This is a genomic window from Flavobacterium sp., assembly GCF_965657075.1.
Lineage (GTDB): Bacteria > Bacteroidota > Bacteroidia > Flavobacteriales > Flavobacteriaceae > Flavobacterium.
This window is the reverse complement of sequence record NZ_CBFHMV010000009.1, coordinates 57,727-76,697: the sequence shown is the minus strand read 5'-3', so window position 1 is coordinate 76,697 and position 18,971 is coordinate 57,727. Positions and strand designations below refer to the sequence as shown.

At 28.4% G+C, this 18,971-nt stretch carries 17 protein-coding genes; 2 read left to right on the top strand and 15 right to left on the bottom strand.

Annotated elements, in window-relative coordinates; all coding sequences use genetic code 11:
• Positions 1–4: 4 nt before the first annotated feature.
• The 15 genes from ACTF56_RS07440 to alaS form a co-directional block, all read right to left on the bottom strand.
• Entirely contained in the window at positions 5–664 is a 660-nt protein-coding gene (locus ACTF56_RS07440) for a DUF4230 domain-containing protein (protein WP_438966280.1), read from the bottom strand.
• 36 nt (positions 665–700) lie between these two features.
• The gene (locus tag ACTF56_RS07435; protein WP_438966279.1) at positions 701–1,345 is read right to left on the bottom strand and encodes a response regulator; all 645 of its coding nucleotides are present in this window, start codon (positions 1,343–1,345) and stop codon (positions 701–703) included.
• Positions 1,346–1,348: 3 nt separating this feature from the next.
• Positions 1,349–1,525, bottom strand: a complete 177-nt coding sequence (locus tag ACTF56_RS07430; RefSeq protein WP_438966278.1) for a hypothetical protein — start codon at positions 1,523–1,525, stop codon at positions 1,349–1,351.
• A 147-nt stretch (positions 1,526–1,672) separates the two neighbouring features.
• Positions 1,673–3,130 carry a tetratricopeptide repeat-containing sensor histidine kinase gene (locus ACTF56_RS07425; protein ID WP_438966305.1) on the bottom strand — a complete coding sequence of 486 codons (1,458 nt, stop codon included), beginning with the start codon at positions 3,128–3,130 and terminating at the stop codon, positions 1,673–1,675.
• Positions 3,131–3,211: 81 nt separating this feature from the next.
• Complete coding sequence (locus ACTF56_RS07420) at positions 3,212–3,628, bottom strand: hypothetical protein (protein WP_438966277.1); 417 nt, start codon at positions 3,626–3,628, stop codon at positions 3,212–3,214.
• Positions 3,629–3,679: 51 nt separating this feature from the next.
• Complete coding sequence (locus ACTF56_RS07415) at positions 3,680–4,411, bottom strand: DUF6498-containing protein (protein WP_438966276.1); 732 nt, start codon at positions 4,409–4,411, stop codon at positions 3,680–3,682.
• A gap of 8 nt (positions 4,412–4,419) precedes the next feature.
• Positions 4,420–5,988: a hypothetical protein gene (locus ACTF56_RS07410; RefSeq protein WP_438966275.1), complete on the bottom strand. Its 1,569-nt coding sequence runs from the start codon at positions 5,986–5,988 to the stop codon at positions 4,420–4,422.
• A 38-nt stretch (positions 5,989–6,026) separates the two neighbouring features.
• On the bottom strand, positions 6,027–7,631 hold the full coding sequence (locus tag ACTF56_RS07405; protein ID WP_438966274.1) for a hypothetical protein: 1,605 nt from the start codon (positions 7,629–7,631) through the stop codon (positions 6,027–6,029).
• Positions 7,632–7,716: 85 nt separating this feature from the next.
• A complete protein-coding gene (locus ACTF56_RS07400) occupies positions 7,717–8,421 on the bottom strand; it encodes a hypothetical protein (protein WP_438966273.1) in 705 nt (234 codons plus the stop codon).
• Positions 8,422–9,176: 755 nt separating this feature from the next.
• Complete coding sequence (locus ACTF56_RS07395) at positions 9,177–10,991, bottom strand: ATP-binding protein (protein WP_438966272.1); 1,815 nt, start codon at positions 10,989–10,991, stop codon at positions 9,177–9,179.
• 3 nt (positions 10,992–10,994) lie between these two features.
• Positions 10,995–12,017, bottom strand: coding sequence for a hypothetical protein (locus tag ACTF56_RS07390; RefSeq protein ID WP_438966271.1), 1,023 nt, complete (start codon positions 12,015–12,017; stop codon positions 10,995–10,997).
• Positions 12,018–12,102: 85 nt separating this feature from the next.
• The gene (locus ACTF56_RS07385; RefSeq protein WP_438966270.1) at positions 12,103–13,170 is read right to left on the bottom strand and encodes a hypothetical protein; all 1,068 of its coding nucleotides are present in this window, start codon (positions 13,168–13,170) and stop codon (positions 12,103–12,105) included.
• A 78-nt stretch (positions 13,171–13,248) separates the two neighbouring features.
• Positions 13,249–14,199: a GSCFA domain-containing protein gene (locus tag ACTF56_RS07380; RefSeq protein WP_438966269.1), complete on the bottom strand. Its 951-nt coding sequence runs from the start codon at positions 14,197–14,199 to the stop codon at positions 13,249–13,251.
• A gap of 69 nt (positions 14,200–14,268) precedes the next feature.
• Positions 14,269–14,700: a hypothetical protein gene (locus tag ACTF56_RS07375; protein ID WP_438966268.1), complete on the bottom strand. Its 432-nt coding sequence runs from the start codon at positions 14,698–14,700 to the stop codon at positions 14,269–14,271.
• A 7-nt stretch (positions 14,701–14,707) separates the two neighbouring features.
• Positions 14,708–17,344, bottom strand: a complete 2,637-nt coding sequence (gene alaS / locus ACTF56_RS07370) for an alanine--tRNA ligase (protein WP_438966267.1) — start codon at positions 17,342–17,344, stop codon at positions 14,708–14,710.
• 163 nt (positions 17,345–17,507) lie between these two features.
• On the opposite strand from alaS, the gene ACTF56_RS07365 reads away from it, so the two are divergent.
• Positions 17,508–18,485 (top strand): M23 family metallopeptidase, encoded by a 978-nt coding sequence (locus ACTF56_RS07365; protein ID WP_438966266.1) that lies wholly within the window; start codon positions 17,508–17,510, stop codon positions 18,483–18,485.
• Between the two features lie 79 nt (positions 18,486–18,564).
• The gene (locus ACTF56_RS07360; protein WP_438966265.1) at positions 18,565–18,897 is read left to right on the top strand and encodes a MerR family transcriptional regulator; all 333 of its coding nucleotides are present in this window, start codon (positions 18,565–18,567) and stop codon (positions 18,895–18,897) included.
• The last annotated feature ends 74 nt before the right edge of the window (positions 18,898–18,971 follow it).

Sequence of the window (18,971 nt, the reverse complement as noted above, 5' to 3'; positions counted from 1 at the left end):
TTTTTTACAGTTGTATTTCTAAATCCTTTTCAGTTTTAACCTTGTTACCTTCATATTGTAATGACCAACCCATCGAATTTGTTAAGATTAACATTTTTGACAATTCGGAAAGTAATCTGTTTTTAGCATTAGATTTCAGGGTAGATTTTTCAATTTTCTTAGCTAAATTTTCTCTAGCCATTATATTGATTTTATTATAATCTTCACCTGTAAATTCATTAAATGTTGAAGACTCTGTGTCGTAATATTTGAATTCTGGACTAATTTTTATTTCTTCTTTTGGAATATTGGTTATGGTTAAAATTTTCCTTTCAGCATCAATATCATATTTAATCAGACTTAAATCAAAACTAACCATAACATCAGCATTTATAACAACTAATGCTTTTTTATTAAAAGACAAACCAGGAATGTAAGTCTCTTTTTTATCTTTATAGGTCAAAACTTCTGCAAAATGTCCTTCTGTAACCACTAATTTACCTACATTTTTGATTTGAGTTTGAATTAGATTGGTATCATATTCAATAGTTGAAGCATCATCAGATTTTATAACGTAATTAAAAATCCAAAAAAGTAGAAAGGCAACAAACACCACTAAAATCCATTTTCTGATTTCAGATAATTTCCCAAAGAAACCCAAGTTATTTGAACTGTTATTTTCCATTTTTTAGTAATTTGATACGAAGATAAGGAAAAGTCACTATATCAAATTATTTCGTTTGGCTTTTTGTACGGCTTCTAATTTGGAATGCACTTGAAGTTTGCTGTAAATGTTTTCGATATGTTTTCTGACTGTTGATGGCGATAAAAATAAATTCTCAGCAATAACGGTATAACTTAGTCCTTGTGCTAATTGTTCTAAAACATCAATTTCTCTTGATGTAAGTTCAATTTTTTCATTTTCGATTTCTGAATTAAAATCAACAGGATTTCTGAGTAATTTAAGGGTTTTTAATGCAATTGAAGGATTCATAGCAGCACCACCATTCATAGTTTCAACAATTCCACCAAATAAAGCATGAGGATTAACATCTTTTAATAAATAACCATCTGCACCAGCTTTAATAGCATTAAAAATATTTTCATCATTATCAAAAACCGTCAACATGATGATTTTAATTTGAGGATATTTTTGTTTGACTAATTTTGTAGCTTCGATACCGTTAAGATTTGGCATTTCGATATCCATTAAAAGCACATCAATATTGTGATTTAGCTCTAAATTTTTTAACAAATCTAACCCATCATTTGCTGTAAATTTTATAGAAACTTCTTCAAAAAAAGATAGTTTTTCCTTAATGGAAGAAATTAAAAAACTATTGTCGTCTATGATGGCTATTTTCATGTTTTAATTAGTTTGGTTTGAAATAATTTCTAACAATTGGACTTGTTGTTTCAAGACGTTTAGTTTGTAAACCGTTTTATCATCAGCATTTAAAATTCTGTTATTTTTTAAAGATTCGTTTTTTGAAAATTCTGCATTAAGTTGCAGTTGTAATGATACTGAAATAGCATTGTGTAACATCCAACTTTTCCTTTGAATATTTAAATGTAAAAGAAATATTGCAATACTTAAAAAAAGAAAAACGACTAAAATTACCATTTCTAAATTAATTTATGAACACCTACAAAAGTAGATCCAAAAACAACTCTAAAAAATAGGGCAATTGCCTTATATTTTTGGAATAACAAATGATACTTGTGTTCCATTTTGGGTTGTAAAATCAACAGATGCATTGATTTCTTTAGCTCTTTTTTCAATTGATTTTAAACCATTTCCTTTTTCAATTTTTTGAATACTGAATCCTTTTCCGTTATCGGAAATTGTAATCATAATTTGGTTGTTTAACACTTCGATTGCTACTTTTATTTTAGAAGCATTTGCATGTTTAATGGCATTATTTATAGTTTCTTGAATGATTCTATAAATCGTAATTCCGGTTTTAGAATCTAATAAAACTGTTTCGTGTTCCTTAGGGTAATCGAATTCAAATTGTATGCCTTGAAGAGAAATTTTTGCATTTTCAATAAAATTAGCGGTTCGTGCTTTCAAATCTTCAAAAGTGATTTCTTCTTTGTTCATTGCCCAGATGGAATCGCGAAGTTCAGTAATGGTTTTTCTGGTAAAACCACTTATTGTATCGTATTTTTTATTGAAATCTTCTTTAGACAAATCAAAAAACTTCAAATTGTCTATAGAGGAAATTATAAAGGTCAATTGCGAACCAATATTATCATGCAATTCTCTTGAAATTTCTAAACGTTGTTCTTGCAAACTATTTTGAGTTTCAATTTTTGTTAGAGCTTGTCGTAATTCGTTTTCTTTGACTAATTGAACGTTTTTTAATCTTTGTTGTTTGAAGAATAAGAAACCAATTAATCCTAATAAAAAAGCCAATCCAAAAGCACCATAAATGAGATAGTTTTTGCGTTTAATTTTAGCTTCTTTGAGTAAATTCTCGTTTTTTGATTTAACTAATTCTAATTCTTTTTTTTCTAATTCGTATTTGGTTTCTAATTCTTGCAAGGCTTTAGCACTAGATACTTTGAATTTTTGTGTCGTTTTTTCGTAAAATAAATCATTATAAAAACTACCTTTTTCAGTGTTTCCAATTTTAAAATAAGCTTTTGCTAAAGTTTTGTAAACATTGACTTCATATACTTCATTTTCCGTATTTTCAGTATTATTATTGATTTCGGCAACACAAATTTCTCCAAAATCAATGGCTTTTTGAGTTTGATTTACTTTAAAATATATTTCAGCAATTTCGCTTGTGACTTTTACCTTTGAAGAGGAATTGAAAGGAACTTCAAATGGACGATTGTATGATTCTAAAAATAAATTTAAAGCTTTATCAAGATTATTTTCTATGGCATAAATTTGGGCTAAACCTTGTAAATTATTATAATACAAGATTTTGTCTTGTGCTGCATTGGCTTTTTGAATGCCTTTTTCAAATGAAATTATAGCTTCTTTAATTTTATTTGATTCTTTGTAACAAATTCCTAAATTATTATAAGAAGAAGCTTCACCTTGACTGTAATTTCTTTGAGAACGAATCTGTAATGCTTTTTGATGATACGGAATGGCTTTTTCATACATTTCCATGTCTTGATAAATTAACCCAATATTATTTAATGGAGCATCGATTAAGATGGATGGATTGGTATTTACATTTTCTTCGGCAAGTTTTAAGGCTTTGAAAAAAGATTATAAGGCTTCTTCAAATTTACCTTTATTCCAAGCGTACATTCCTAAATTGTTGTAACCGTTTTGCTCTTGAACAGAAAATTTATTTTTTTTACTAAAAGCAACCGCTTTTTCAAAATAGATTTTGGCAGAATCAGAAAATCCGTTGACATCAAAGAAAATTCCTTTGTTATTTAAAAAGGTATTATAGCCATATTTTTGATTGGTTTTTAAGGCCAATTGTTCTGTAACATTTAAAATTTCTAGTGCTTTATCTTTATCATTAAAAATATATTTCCATGCCAATTTGTTGTAGGCATCAACTTTTACAGAATCATTTTTTGTAGTTTTTATGACCTGATTTAAACTGTCAATTTTATGATTTTGAGCGTTTATAAATTGAAAAGTAAATAGAAATAAAACAATTATTTTTTTCATCTAGTACTTGTTTTGAACTTAAAAGTAATAAAAGTTTTAATACGACGTTTATTATTCGAAAAAACTAGTCACTATTTTTTCAGTTTTTTCATATTCTTCTGGCTTAGCTTTGGTTAAGAATTTAGCTATTTTTTTGATTTTTTGGGGATTTTTTGCGATTTGATTCATGTAAATATCTAAAAATGCTCTCATAAGTATTAGTAATAGAGCTGCGATAATTCCGACATGATCTGTAAAAAAGAGAAAAAAAGAAGGAATTATAGCTAAGAATTGTTGAATAAAAATTCGCAAATAAGGCTTTGAAAAATAACTACCAAAATTTTGATTTAGGTACTTTTTATTTTTTAAGAAATTAAAATAAAATTCAACTAAATGAGTCAAAATGACAGAAATTGCAACCAGATAAAAGCCTTCTAATTTAAAAATTACCAAAAAATTATTGGGATTTAATGAAGTACTAAATCTATCATCATTTATAGCAAACGCTACATAAAGAAAAATACTTTGAATAGCTACAAAAAAACCATAATGAATTAAGAAAAAAAAGATTGAAGCAAAGTTAATTAACTTTGTTTCAACCTTTCCTGGTTCATTATCATACCTTATTATGTAGAATAATTTTACAGCATGAATAATTCCAATAATAATGGTTTCAAAAACATACGCAAACACGATTGCCATTGGATTGGCTTTGCCTGAAAGTAGTAATGCAATAAGAAAAACTGCATTAATTAGTATAACATTATTGGTTTTAGATTGATTTTGAAGAAAAGGTAAGTTCATAACATAATTTAAAACGATTTTACGACTTTATTATCTTTCCATTCATCTTTGTAATATTTTCCGTTTGTGTAAGATAAACCTCTACCGTTTTGTTTTCCTTCGACCCACATTCCTTTGTAAAAATCATCAGATGCTTTGTAGTGATAAAAACCATACCCTTTAAATTTATTGGTTAAATGATTGAACATACCTTGATACGTATCTCCATTTGTAAAGTAATAAAATCCTTTAAAAAAGCCTTCATTTTTAAACTCTCCAACAAAAACTTCACCATTTTCATAATTCATTACTCCAAAACCATTGGTACAATCACCATGAGTACATCCTTTGGTTAGTCCTGTTTTAGCCATAGAATTGGTAGCCAAAAATTTTCCGTTTTCATACTTATTGTATTGGTTGGCATTTTTATCTTTTTCATAAAATAAAGCATTACCGTGATATTTTCCTTCTAAATAACTTCCTACATATTCATTTCCATTTATAAATTGAGTTTGTCCAAAATCACTCATTTTATCCTTATACCAATATCCAAAATATTTATCGCCATTAGTCCAACCGTAAACACCATAACCTTGTTTAAGACCGTTTTCCCAAAAACCGTCATAATAACCGTTGTTGTATGTGTATTTCCCCCAACCGTTTTGGCAATCACCTTCGCATTTTGAGTCATTTAAAATCATTGAAGTATTTGCAAGAATTTGTTCTTTTTGCTCATAATATATTGGAAAGTTTGACTTATCGATTTTTTGAACATTTAAGGTTTTTATTTTTGCCAAACCTTTATTTTTTATGTCTTGATTTACAGAAGCATACCCTGTTTTTGTTCCATTTTTATACGTAAGTTGTCTAACTTCAATACGTTTTAAATTATCTAATTTATTGCCGTAAGTTGGAAAAGATTCGTAATCATATTTTACAATCCAATTGCCAAAAGAATCAAATTCGTAAAAATAAACATTGTATAAATCTGTAGATGAATCATTATACAAATTGAAAACCCTAATTGATTGTAAGTTGGTTTTAGCATCATAAGCGTTGTAATAGTTTCCCATTGATGCATTAAACTCTTTTATCAACAATCCTTTTTCTGTATAGATGTTTGTGCTCAAATAATCCAAATCTGGTTTTGTCATGATCAAATTATCATCATAAGTAAACTCTAAATTAGAATCATATTTACCATCATTTGATTTGAAAAAAATATCGGTAATTACACCTTTTGAATTAGTTTTTACTTGCTTGGTATCTGCCAAATATGTGGCAATAGGTGTTTTTAATATAAAGTAGGTATATTCTTTATTTTCTTTTCTTGAAGTTTTAGTAACTTTTTGATACGAATTTTGATAGCTTATTTTAGAATAGTATTTATCCGAAGTCAAATATCCATCTGAATTAAAGGTATAACTGTCCTCAAATTCGTTACCAAAATCTTTTACGTATGTAACATAAATCTTTTTAAAAGCTACTACATCGTTAGTATTGATATCAAAATCTTTTAACTGTAAATTAGCTTTAAATTGTGCATTTGATGTGAATACAAAAACTAATAATAGTAGAGTTGTTAACTTAGTTTTCATAGCTTATTATTATTTTTAATGTCTATTTTAATTTAATTTTAAAATGATTTTACAACTTTATCATCCTTCCACTCATCTTTATAATAGTTTCCTTGTGAGTAAGACAATCCTCTACCGTTTTGCTTTCCATTGGCCCAAATTCCTTTATAGAATTCTCCAGATTCTTTGTATTGATAATGTCCATAACCACTAAATTTATTGGTTTTAAAATCAAAAGTTCCTTGATAAACGTCGCCATTTTTAAAATAATAAACTCCCATATACAAGCCCTTATTTACAAATTGACCAATAAAAACGCCACCGCTTTCAAAGGCATATCTTCCAAATCCATTGTTACAATCACCGTGCGTACAGCCAACAGAAACACCATTATTATTCATAGCATTTGAAACTTCAAATTTTCCGTCTTTATATTTATTATATTGATTTTTATCAGTTGTTTTGCTGTAAAAAATAGCATATCCGTCATATTTTCCATTTAAATAACCACCAGCATATTCATTACCATTTTCAAAAATGGTTTGTCCAAAACCACTCATTTTATCTTTATACCAATGTCCTAAATACAAATCACCGTTGTTCCATTTATAAATTCCATAACCCGATTTTTGTCCGTTTTCCCAAAAACCATCATAATATCCATTATTGTAGGAGTATTTTCCCCAACCGTTTTGGCAATCGCCAACACAATTTGCATCTAATGGCATGTTCGTGGCATTAAGTTTTAAAAGCTCGTTGGCATCATAATCTATATAAATTGGTGTAGCATATAAATTACTTTTATCCAAATCTTTGACCTTCATATTGGCGATAAATGATGTTGCATTTGCTTTCATAAGATCATTAATTACTAATTGACCTGTTTTAGTTTTATCCTTATAAGTTAATTCTCTTACAGTAATTGCAGTAATATTGTTTCCACTAATTCCGTATAATGGTACGGCAGATAATTCATATTTTACTATCCAATTTCCTTTTTTATCATATGCGTAAACATTGATATAATGAACACTTGTATTTGTGTTTGTTTTAATTATAGAAACTTTTTGAGATAATAATTTTGATTTAGAATCATAGGAATAAAATAAATTCATGTACTTATTTTCTTCAGATAATAGTAAGCCATCTTTTGTAGCTCTTGTGGTGTTTAATCCGTCATTGGAAGGATTTACCGTAATGATGTTTCCGTTATAACTGAAATTATAACTTAATTTAGAAGTATCTCCCGAATAATCAATTTTCATTATTGAACCGTCCGAATTTTTTAGAACTTCATATTTATCAGCTCCGATTAGTACATTTCCATAAGGAACTTTTATGATATCAAAATCGAATTTTTTGCCATTACCATATAACTTGGTTACTTTATCATGTTTTTGATTATAGATAAACGTTTTGCCATATTCAACTTTATCATATAAAGATGCCGACAAAATAAAACCTTGTGAATCGAAATCATATATTTTATTTTCTGGCTCTTTGTAAGAATTAGTATTTTTAGCATAATTAAAAGATTTTTCTGTAATTTTAACAACATCATTAGTTAAGATTCCATAATCTTTTAAATTAATTTCATCTAATAATTGTGCCTGGGAAGTTGCACTTAAAAAGAGAAATGCAATAAGTATAAGTTTTGTTTTCATGATAAATATGTTAAAGTTTAATGCAAATTTGTAGAAAATTAAAAAGTAAAAAAATAGGGCAAATGCCTTATATTTAAATAATTAGTTAATATTTTTCAATGATTTCATTGTTTTTGTAAAGAAATCCTTTATATTTTGAGTCTTTTGTTCTGCAAAAAGATTGTCCTTCTCTTGTTGGAGCCATGTTGTACAAATTTATTGTACCATCAAAATCATAAACAATACAAGTTCCGTTAAAAACTCCAGCTTTCATTTCGCAATAAATGATTCTTTTTTCTTCAGTTCTATAAAGCATCGAGTTTCCTTGAAGTTTTCCATCAATGTAATTACCTGCAAAAAAATTATCGTCTTGATTTACAACTCCATATCCATTCATACAATCGCCTTGAATACAACCTACAGTAACCTCATTTACAACTGGTGGCGATTTACTAACCATTTCTCCTTGGTCATTATAATTTCTGTAATCATAACCTGATGCTATTCGTGCTACATGCAAACCAATTGGAAGATCATTTTTAAAACTTCCGTAAATTGCTTCTTTATTTTTAACATAATAAAACAAACCTTCTTTTTTGCCTTTGATGAAGTTTCCAAAATACTCACTTGTACTATCAACCTGAACACCAAATCCTTCTAATTTTCCATCCTTATAAAAACCTACTTGATAGCTTCTTTCAAAATTTTGAAAACTAAAATTATCTTTACAGTTGCCTCTAATACATTCGCTTTGTGCACTTGAAAAATTATAGCCTAACAGAAACAGAACAATAACAATTACTTTTTTCATTTTTATACATTTTATAATTATGAAACAAATTTGGTTGTTTTTAAAATGTTAAAAAATAGGGCAATTGCCTTATATTGAAGATTAAACAAGTTGATTTTCAGATTTTATTTCGAAAACGATTTTTAAAAGTAAAAAAGGTATAATTGAAATTAAGGTTGCATATTCTTGAAAGAGAAGAAATTTCTTGCTGGAAATAAACCAAAACAGGATTCCGAAAATTAATGATAAATGTAGAATAATTATTCCGTTTGAAAGTAAGGTTTTTGATTCTAATTGAGCCTTATTGTTTTTGAATAAATAATATTCGCGAAATAAAAAGGTAATCAAACTTGAGTTAAAAAGTGAATTTTGAAAGAAGAAGACTTTGAAATTATTTCCTATTATTTCATAATGCCTCCAATCCATCATTAAACCAAAAAAAACAAGAATAAAGACCAAATACACAGAAAGCATAAAAAATCTATTGTTGTTATCAGACAAAAAAACTTACAAATCTTCAATTTGATTTTTTCTGAAATAGCATTTTAATCTGTCAAAAACAGTTCTAATCAATTCGTCAAACCAAAACAAATATAAAATATAGAAAACTGTTGTTTGTTTATTAATTATTGAAAAAACCGTAATAATTGTCATTAAAAAAAGGGACAAATAATTAACTAAATTGTTTTGCTTCACCAACATTTGTTAATTTTTTTAGTTGTTTACAAATATTAAATTAAAAAATAAAGATCAACATAAGGCAATTGTCGTATTTTTTAGGGTTTAAAGTTTAGACGAATTGTTGTTCCTTTCTCAGATGAAATCAAATCTAAAGTAGCATCAATCGTGCTGGCTCTTTTTTGCATGGAATTTAGTCCATTTCCATTTTCGATAGTTTCCTTATCAAAACCAATTCCGTTATCTGAAATGGCTATTATAACTTGATTGTTTTCGTTTTTAAAATCAACAGTTATTTTGGAAGCCTTGGCATGTTTAACTGCATTGTTTACAGCTTCTTGAATGATTCTGTAAATTTCAATTCCTTGTTTAGAGTTTAAAACAATTTCCTTTTGATTTGTTGGATAATTGAAATCAAAATGAATGCCTAATAAGGAAGCTTTTGCTGATTCAATAAAATTGGTAGTTCGTGTTTTTAAATCTTCAAAAGTAATTTCTTCTTTATTCATTGCCCAAATCGTATCACGCAAATCAGTAATTGTTGTTCTAGTAAAAGTGCCTATGGAATCAAATTTAGTGTATAATTTATCTTTTGTAAATTCAAAATATTTTAAATTATCTAAAGACGAAATGATAAAAGTTAATTGTGATCCAATATTATCATGCAAATCTTTTGAAATTGCCAAACGTTGTTCTTGAAGATTGTTTTGATTTTCAATTTTGATTAATGCTTGTTTGAGTTCATTTTCTTTAACCAATTGCTTTTGCTTGGTAGATTGCTGTTTGTAAACCAAATAACCAATTAAACCCAATAAAAAAGCTAAACCTAAAGCTGAATATAGCAATAAATTCTTTCGTTTTATTTTAGCTTCTTTGGCTAACAAATTGGAGTTCGCTTCCACCAAAAGTTTTTCTTTTTTTTCGGTTTCAAATTGAATTTGAAGTTCTTCAATTTTGTTATTGGTTTGCACATTATTGCTGCTATCTTTAATAGTTTGAAATTGCTCTTTGTACAAATAAGCATTCTTATAATCCTTAAATTCTAAGTACGATTTTGCTAAATTTTCATAGCAATATTGTTCCAAATGTTTGTATTTATATTTTCGAGATAAGACTGCACAAATTTTAAAATTCTCAATAGCTTCTTTGAATTTATTTTCTAAAACTAATATTTCTGCTTTCTGAACATAATTAACTGTAATTCCGTAATTATCCGCTATTTTGTTCCGAATTATTGAAGAACTATCTACATATATCTTAGCCAATTTAAAATTCTTTTTTTCGGCAAACGTATTGGCAATATTTGCATATCCATAACCTAAACCAACACTATCTTTTAATGTCTTTTTTATCGATAAAGACTTCTTTTGAAAAAACAATGCACTATCGTTTTTTTGAACCATGGTAAGTACAACTCCATAATTATCATATACTGGGTGAATGTTTTTTAAATCATTTGCTTTTTCTAATAATGCTATTCCTTTTCGCATGTATTTTAGACTTCGCTCCAAATTATTTCTCTTTAAATTATAACCTAAACCACCATAAGCCATTCCTACTTTTGCAATTTCATTTTTATTTTCTAGAATTTTAATAGCTCTCAAGGATAGTGCTATACTTTCATCCATTTTATTTTGATACGTTTTTAATTGTCCCAATTTGAAAACAATTTCACCCAATGCTACGCTGTCATTGGATTTAATCGCCAAATTTTCAGCTAGTTTAAATAATTGTTCTGCTTTTTCAACTTCAGCCACGTAAGCCGCATTTGGAATTTTATTTATGGTTTTTATTTTATCCTTTATGGATAATTGTTCCAATTTCAACTTTAAACTATCAAAATGTGACCATTTCTTTTGTGCAAATCCTAATGAAAAAAGAGCAATCGAAATGACTAAAACTATTTTTTTCATAAATTAAGTTTTATTTTTAGTAAGTAATTTTTTATACACAAATCGAATTAATAAAAACAATAAAATTCCAATTAAGAATATGGGTCCATAAATTACGATAAACGTCAAAATCATTGGCAAATATCCCAAAGCAGTTGCCTTTACTTCGTAGGGATTTTTAACTTCATAGTCAATTAAATCATTTGGAATTTCTTGCTCTGAAAGTTGATCAATTGCTGCATACAATTGCATGTCATTATTTAAAATTTTTTCAAAATCAAACTCTTTTAATGTATTAAAATAAGTAATGATTAGATTGTCTTTTGGAGTTGGAGAAAAGTTGGTTTTTATTCCAAAAAGGATGTTTTTTTTAGAATATTTTTTTAAATTAAAATGATCTGAAATTCCATCCAAATCTTCTAATTTTAAATTATCTTTTAACTCTACAATAAAATTTCCACTTTCAATAGGTTGTTTCCAAACACTTCCAGATTCTAAAAGATAAATAAACGTATTTATGTCTTTTCGATTATATCCTTTAGCAACTTGAGCCTTGTTGGTATTGACAATAAAATAAACCTCAACAAAATTAACTTCCTTTGGAGCAAAATTCATTTGCCAAGTCAACCAATTTTGATTGTTAAAAGTCATTACATTTTCCGATTCGTCTTGAATACTTTTATCAATTGGCAATTCTTTATAATTCGACTTGACATTAAATTTGTAAATCGAATCCAATTTCACTTGATTGATATCAACTTCACCACCATTGAAAATTCCGTTAATAGGATAACCCATTTTAAAACTTAACTTTTCATTAGTAGTATTTACCATTTTATAAATTCCTTTTACTACTGCAAAACCTTTATAAAGTTGAATATAAATTTTCTCTTCTTTCATTTGAACTTTCTTATAAGCCAAAGAATCTTCGGAAAAAAGCATGGAAAAAGCCATTCCACCACTGTTGTAAATTCCAGGTTGAGAAACATTGGAACATAAAAACAGAAGCAAAATAAACGAAAATAGAATTTGAACTATTTTTTTCATTACTGTGTTAATAATTCACGAATGTCAAAAAAAATGTAACCAAAAAAAATAGGGCAATTGCCCTATTTTTAATCAAAACCAAAACCTAATTAAACTCCTTATCAAATTCATTTAAGTGATGTTCGATAAAAGCTTCTCCTGCTTTAAAAACACCTTCTTTGTACTTTTCAGTATCCACTTCAATAATGGTTGTTTTTGCCGAAGTTTTATTTTCTGCACTATAATATTTACCAAAATAAGTGTCATTACCTACAAAATCTACTTCTCCTTTTGCAAAGCTTTGAATTACTTTTTCATCAATTACATTGTCAATGGTTAAATCTTTTTTCAATGTTCCTGTGTAAACCGATTCTGCGCTTCCACCAATAGCATATTTCCCACAAACAAATTGGATGCTGTTGATTCCAGTAGCATAATCGACTTTTTTTCTGAAAAGTAAACTATTATCGTCACTTTTTGCAGAAACCGTTTCATTAGATACTAAACTTAATTGGGTTTTAATTTTAATGTTAGCCGCATTTCCCTGAAAAGCATACAAATCTTTCATAAAAAAAACATATAAATCCACATCAACAACGATAGCATCATCCATTTCTTTGGATAAATTTTGAGGTGTTTTATCTAAAGCAGCAAATTTATCCCCAAAAAACTTTCCAACTTTTGTTTTTTCTTCATAATAAAACGTATAATCTTTTGGATAAGCTGTTATCATTCCAGGCATTGCCGAAACTTCAACTTTTGGACCAGAAGCTTTTGTCCAATCTTTGTATGTATCCGTTTTGCCCGCAACATCAGCCGAAATAATTTCGAAGCCTTTTTCTTTAAGTTGAGTAACAAAAACCACATATAAACTGTCTGTAATTTTTTGAAAATCATTCTCTGTGAGATTTCCTAATCCAACCATTAATTCTGCAGTTACGTCACCACGAACACCTTTGTCACGAAATAAAGCACCACCTTTTTTGGTTTTTTCTTTTTCGTTAAATAACTGATAATTAATTGAAAAATTGGAAATATAAATTCTTTTTGGCTTTGATTTCAGCTTTCCCAATCCAAACGTATCGTCTTTGGGTTTTAATTCACCCAATTCCTGAGCCTGTAAAAATGAAAATAAGAAAAGAAATATTCCTAAAAATTTAAAATTTTTTTTCATGATTTTGAAGTTTTATGTTGACACTACAAAACTCCATAAATTTGAAAAACAAAGAAATAAGGCAATTGCCCTATTTTACTAAAATTGCATAAAAGGAAACTGACTTTGAAGCATTTGTATCTTTGTTTTCAGCTTATCTAAAAACTTTTTATGACTTTCAGAATTGGGATTGAAAGATCTATGCAGAAGTGACTTTTGAATACTATCGACTTCTTCCATTACTTTTTGACTTTCAACTGAAATGAAATTTTCTGAAAATCGTTCCCAAATATAATAAATGGCTGTTTGATTGGGATGCAACATATCTTCCCCATAAAAACGATAATCGCGAAGTTCATCCATCATGATTTCGAAGCTTGGGAAGTAGTTGATGGTTGCTGGTTGTTGGTTGATGGATTTTTGCAATGCAGTAATTAAATGTGATTTACTTAATGAATTTTCTATAAAACCATCTTTTATATGTCGAACTGGTGAAATTGTGAAAATGAAATTACAATTTGGATTCACTTTTTGGATTAATTGAATTGTATTTTGAATAGATTTTTCAATAGTTTCAATGGAAAGAATCTCTTTTGAGAATTGCTTTTGTGGTACTTTATGACAATTGGCTACAATCTGGTTGGATTCATTATTTCTGTATATCCATGAAGTTCCGTATGTAATTTGAAAATGAGTTAATTTGGAAATTTGAAAATGATTTTTATTAATTACTATATTTAACTTATTAATGAATTCTTCTTTATTTGGATTAGATAATTCGGAATGTACTTCGTAGCAATGCCATAAATCGTTGTGAAAAAAGATATCATTTTCTGTGAATTCAATTTTATTTACAATTCGATTTACTAATTTTTCAATAGAAACTGGATTGAAGATAATTCCGAACGGATTTGTTGTATTTTGGAATTTAAAATAGTCCAACTTTTCACTCATGTTTTCCGCAAAACAAGAACCAAAAGCCATTATCTTACTTTCATATGTAATTGGGTTTTGAAATTTTTGTATTGGAATTTTTGTGGTGAATTGCATAGCTGTTATTTAAATTGACTTTTATATAAACAATCTAAGTCTTTTTAAGTTATGGGATTTGAATTTGTTTTAATTTCTTGTGAAATAAATTTCTCTATTTTCAACTCCATTACTAGTATTTACAATTTGTTTCAATTTTAATTCATCATTAGTGATTTTTAATACAGTGTAAAATTGAGTTTGAAAAGCAGGATCAAAGTTATCTATAGTAAGTTGGTTATCGCTTAAATACCATAAATTAGTATAAATTAAATTGTTGTCGCATGATGAATTAAAACCTTTATAGTTTATTACATCGTTAACCAAAAATTCTTGAAAATCTTTTGATGTTGTACAATTGTGATTGTAGTTTACAAAACTACCTCCATTGGTAATGCTGCCTTTATTATACCATTTTCCAAGTAAATTTTGTTTGTTTATTTGTAATTCTGACGCCATAGAATTATCATCTGAATTACAACTTAAGATTAAAATTGCTAAAAAAATAAATACCTTTTTCATTTTTAAATTATTTAATAAAATCAACCGCTTTTTCCAAAGCTTCTTTAATTCCGTTTGCATTTTTTCCACCAGCAGTTGCAAAGAATGGTTGTCCTCCACCACCACCTTGTATGTATTTTCCTAATTCACGAACAACTTGTCCTGCATTTAATCCTTTTGCTTCCACTAATTCTTTTGAAATGTAGCAGGTTAACATTGGTTTATCATCCGTTGCAGTAGCTAAAACTAAAAATAAATTCGTTTCATTATTTCCTAATTCGTAAGCCAAATCTTTTGCTCCATTAGCATCTAAATCTACTTGGGTCGCTAAGAATTTAACTCCATTTACTTCTTGAATTTGAGCTGCTAAATCTCCTTTTAAACCTTTAGCTTTTTCTTTTAGTAATTGCTCTACTTGTTTCTTCAACTTAGCATTTTCATCTTGTAATGAAATCACTGCTTTGATTGTATCTTGGGGATTTTTTAAGGTTTCTTTTATTTCAGCCAACGTATTTTCTTGATTTGCAAAATAATCTTTCACAGCATCACCTGTTATCGCTTCAATTCTTCTAATTCCAGCAGCAACTGCACCTTCAGAAATAATTTTGAAAGACCAAATGTTTGCAGTGTTTTGCACGTGAATTCCTCCACAAAGTTCCATGGAATCTCCAAATTTTATCGCTCTAACATTATCACCATATTTTTCTCCAAATAAAGCCATTGCACCTTCATCTAATGCTTGCTGGATTGGAATACTTCTTCTTTCGATTAATGGCAATTGTTCTTGAATTCTTTGGTTTACAAAATCTTCCACTTGCTTAATTTCTTCATCAGTTACTTTTGAAAAATGAGAAAAGTCAAAACGCAAATAATTGGGGTTAACCAATGAACCTTTTTGTTCTACATGAGTTCCTAAAATAGTTCTCAAAGCCAAATGCATCAAATGTGTAGCTGAGTGATTTTTAGAAGAGGCTGTTCTTAAATCTGTATTTACTTTTGCTATAAAATTAGCTTCAATATTTTCAGGTAATCTTTTTGTGATATGTAATATTAAATTATTCTCTTTCTTAGTGTCAATAATTTCAATAGTTTCATTTGCTGAAACCAAAGTTCCTTTATCACCCACTTGTCCTCCACCTTCTGGATAAAAAGGAGTTGCATCTAAAACGATTTGATATAAAACACCATCTTTTTTAGAATCAATCTTTCTGATTCGTGTTATTTTAACTTCATTTTCGGTTTGGTCATAACCTACAAATGTTTCCTTATTTCCTTCCACTAAAATTTTCCAATCATCTGTTGATACTTCTGAAGCAGCACGCGAACGATTTTTTTGTTCTTGCATGGCTTTTTCAAAACCAGCTTCATCTAATTCATAACCTCTTTCTCTTAAAATTAAAGCCGTTAAATCAATTGGAAATCCGAAAGTATCGTATAATTCAAATGCTTTTGCTCCATCAACTTGTTTTCCTTTTGCATTAGCTATTACATTATCTAACAATTGTAAACCTTGATCTAAAGTTCTCAAAAAAGAAGCTTCTTCTTCACGAATTACATTAGTTACTAAAGATTGTTGTGTTTTAATTTCTGGGAAAAATTCTCCCATTTGATTCGCTAAAACCTCAACTAATTGATAGATAAAAGGCTCTTTTGTATTTAAAAATGTAAATCCGTAACGAATGGCTCTACGCAAAATTCTACGAATTACATAACCTGCACCTGTGTTTGAAGGTAATTGTCCGTCTGCAATTGCAAAAGCCACAGCACGAACGTGATCGACAATTACACGAATCGCAATATTAGTCTTGTTTTGTTCTTCTGATATATTTTTAACTTCGTTTGAGGTGTATTTTAAACCTGTAATTTGTTCTACTTTTTCAATAAGTGGTGTAAAAACATCGGTATCGTAATTTGAAGTCACGTTTTGCATTGCCATACACAAACGCTCAAATCCCATCCCAGTATCAACGTGTTGAGCTGGTAATTTTTCTAAAGAACCATCTGCTTTTCGGTTGAATTCCATGAATACGTTGTTCCAAATTTCCACTACTTGCGGATGATCTGCGTTTACCAAACTAAAACCTGAAACAGCTGCTCTTTCTTTGTCAGAACGCAAATCGATATGAATTTCAGAACAAGGACCACAAGGACCTTGATCACCCATTTCCCAGAAATTATCTTTCTTATTTCCTTTAATGATTCGGTCTTCATTTACATATTGTTTCCATAAATCGAAGGCTTCTTGATCAAAAGGTACATTTTCTGATGGATTACCCTCAAAAACAGAAACATAAATTCGGTCTTTATCTAACTTTAAAACTTCTGTTAAAAATTCCCATGACCAGTTAATTGCTTCTTTTTTGAAATAATCTCCAAAAGACCAATTTCCAAGCATTTCAAACATCGTGTGATGATACGTATCAAAACCTACATCTTCTAAATCATTATGTTTACCTGAAACACGAAGACATTTTTGAGTATCAGCAATTCGGTTACTTTTTGGAGTTGCATTACCTAAAAAATATTCTTTAAATTGAGCCATTCCTGAATTGTTGAACATTAATGTTGGATCATCTTTAAGCACAATAGGTGCAGATGGAACAATTAAATGCCCTTTGGATTCAAAAAATTGTAAAAATTGCTTTCTTATGTCTTGTGATTTCATTTTTAATTTTGATTTAAACTATTATAGATAAACAGCATTATAAATTAAAATTTCATAAAAGTTTTACTTCAAAAAATAGATTTGAATGAAACATTTCTTAAATTTGTTCGTATAACTACTGTCTAACATTTTAATTGGACACAAAAATACTATATTTTATATAATGTCGAAGGTAAAATATTATTACGATCCAGAAAATTTATCTTACAAAAAGATTACCCCTAGAAAAGGGAGAAAAATTGGTTACTTTTTGTTATTTCTTTTATCTTCAGCATTGTTTGGTTTTTTGGGTTTTTTACTTTTATTAAACAGTAAGTTTTTAGAAACTCCAAAAGATAAATTTCAGGCAAGAGAAATTGAAAACTTGAAAATTAATTATAAAATATTAAACAAAAAAATCGACCAAGTTGATGAAGTTCTCTCTGCAATTGAAGATAGAGATAATAATATTTACCGTGTTTATTTTAACAGTGAACCCATTTCATTAGAGCAAAGAAAAGAAGGTTTTGGTGGAGTAAACAGATACAAAGAATTGCAAGGATACAATAATTCTGACTTAGTAATAAACACCACAAAAAGAGTTGATATATTAACGAAAGAACTTGTAATTCAATCCAAATCATTAGATGAAATAATCGGTTTAGCTAAAGGAAAGGAAAAATTATTAGCTTCAATTCCAGCCATACAACCTGTTAAAAATGAGCAATTAAAAAGAATGGCTTCTGGTTTTGGATATAGAAGTGACCCGTTTACAAAAGCACGTAAATTTCATTACGGAATGGATTTTACAGCACCCAATGGAACCCCAATTTACGCAACCGGTGATGGAACTGTTTTAAAAGCAGATAATTCCTTATCAGGTTACGGAAATCATATTGAAATTAATCATGGTTTTGGATATGTAACGCTTTATGCCCATTTGAGTAAATATAAAGTGAGAGCTGGACAAAAAGTTAAACGCGGTGATGTAATTGGTTATGTTGGAAGTACTGGCCGAAGTGAAGCACCACATTTGCATTATGAAGTGATAAAAGATGGTAAAAAAGTAAATCCGCTTAACTTTTATTATGGAAGTATTTCGGCTGAAGAATATATTAACATATCAAAAATAGCTAACCAGGAGAATCAATCATTAGATTAACGATTGTTGATTAAGGATTAATGATTTTAGAATGAAATCGTTGGAATTTGGAATTTATTAATTTGGAATTTAAAAAAATATGCACATAGATTTACCAGAAGGAAAATTATATTACAGTATTGGGGAAGTTGCCAAAGCGTTTGATGTTAATGCTTCATTAATTCGTTTTTGGGACAAGGAGTTTGACGTTTTAAAACCCAAAAAAAATGCCAAAGGCAACCGTAAATTCACTCCAGAAGACATCAAAAATCTTCATTTGATTTATCATTTGGTAAAAGAAAGAGGCTTTACTTTAGAGGGAGCAAAAACGCATTTAAAGGAAAATCAAAAGAAAACGCTAGACAAGTTTGACATCATCTCTAAACTAGAAAGCATCAAAAACGAACTGATTAAGTTCAAAGGAGAATTATAAATATTGAATTTTCAAAATTGAAACAATTCAAAACAAAAATAGACTAATAACAAAACAATAAATTAAACTTAAAA

Coding starts and splice junctions, on each gene's coding strand:
- ACTF56_RS07400 (WP_438966273.1), bottom strand. CDS start 8,421: ATGAAAAAAGTAATTGTTATTGTTCTGTTTCTGTTAGGCTATAATTTT.
- ACTF56_RS07405 (WP_438966274.1), bottom strand. CDS start 7,631: ATGAAAACAAAACTTATACTTATTGCATTTCTCTTTTTAAGTGCAACT.
- ACTF56_RS07440 (WP_438966280.1), bottom strand. CDS start 664: ATGGAAAATAACAGTTCAAATAACTTGGGTTTCTTTGGGAAATTATCT.
- ACTF56_RS07365 (WP_438966266.1), top strand. CDS start 17,508: ATGTCGAAGGTAAAATATTATTACGATCCAGAAAATTTATCTTACAAA.
- ACTF56_RS07360 (WP_438966265.1), top strand. CDS start 18,565: ATGCACATAGATTTACCAGAAGGAAAATTATATTACAGTATTGGGGAA.
- ACTF56_RS07435 (WP_438966279.1), bottom strand. CDS start 1,345: ATGAAAATAGCCATCATAGACGACAATAGTTTTTTAATTTCTTCCATT.
- alaS (WP_438966267.1), bottom strand. CDS start 17,344: ATGAAATCACAAGACATAAGAAAGCAATTTTTACAATTTTTTGAATCC.
- ACTF56_RS07395 (WP_438966272.1), bottom strand. CDS start 10,991: ATGAAAAAAATAGTTTTAGTCATTTCGATTGCTCTTTTTTCATTAGGA.
- ACTF56_RS07410 (WP_438966275.1), bottom strand. CDS start 5,988: ATGAAAACTAAGTTAACAACTCTACTATTATTAGTTTTTGTATTCACA.
- ACTF56_RS07415 (WP_438966276.1), bottom strand. CDS start 4,411: ATGAACTTACCTTTTCTTCAAAATCAATCTAAAACCAATAATGTTATA.
- ACTF56_RS07385 (WP_438966270.1), bottom strand. CDS start 13,170: ATGAAAAAAAATTTTAAATTTTTAGGAATATTTCTTTTCTTATTTTCA.
- ACTF56_RS07380 (WP_438966269.1), bottom strand. CDS start 14,199: ATGCAATTCACCACAAAAATTCCAATACAAAAATTTCAAAACCCAATT.
- ACTF56_RS07430 (WP_438966278.1), bottom strand. CDS start 1,525: ATGTTACACAATGCTATTTCAGTATCATTACAACTGCAACTTAATGCA.
- ACTF56_RS07390 (WP_438966271.1), bottom strand. CDS start 12,017: ATGAAAAAAATAGTTCAAATTCTATTTTCGTTTATTTTGCTTCTGTTT.
- ACTF56_RS07420 (WP_438966277.1), bottom strand. CDS start 3,628: ATGAAAAAAATAATTGTTTTATTTCTATTTACTTTTCAATTTATAAAC.
- ACTF56_RS07375 (WP_438966268.1), bottom strand. CDS start 14,700: ATGAAAAAGGTATTTATTTTTTTAGCAATTTTAATCTTAAGTTGTAAT.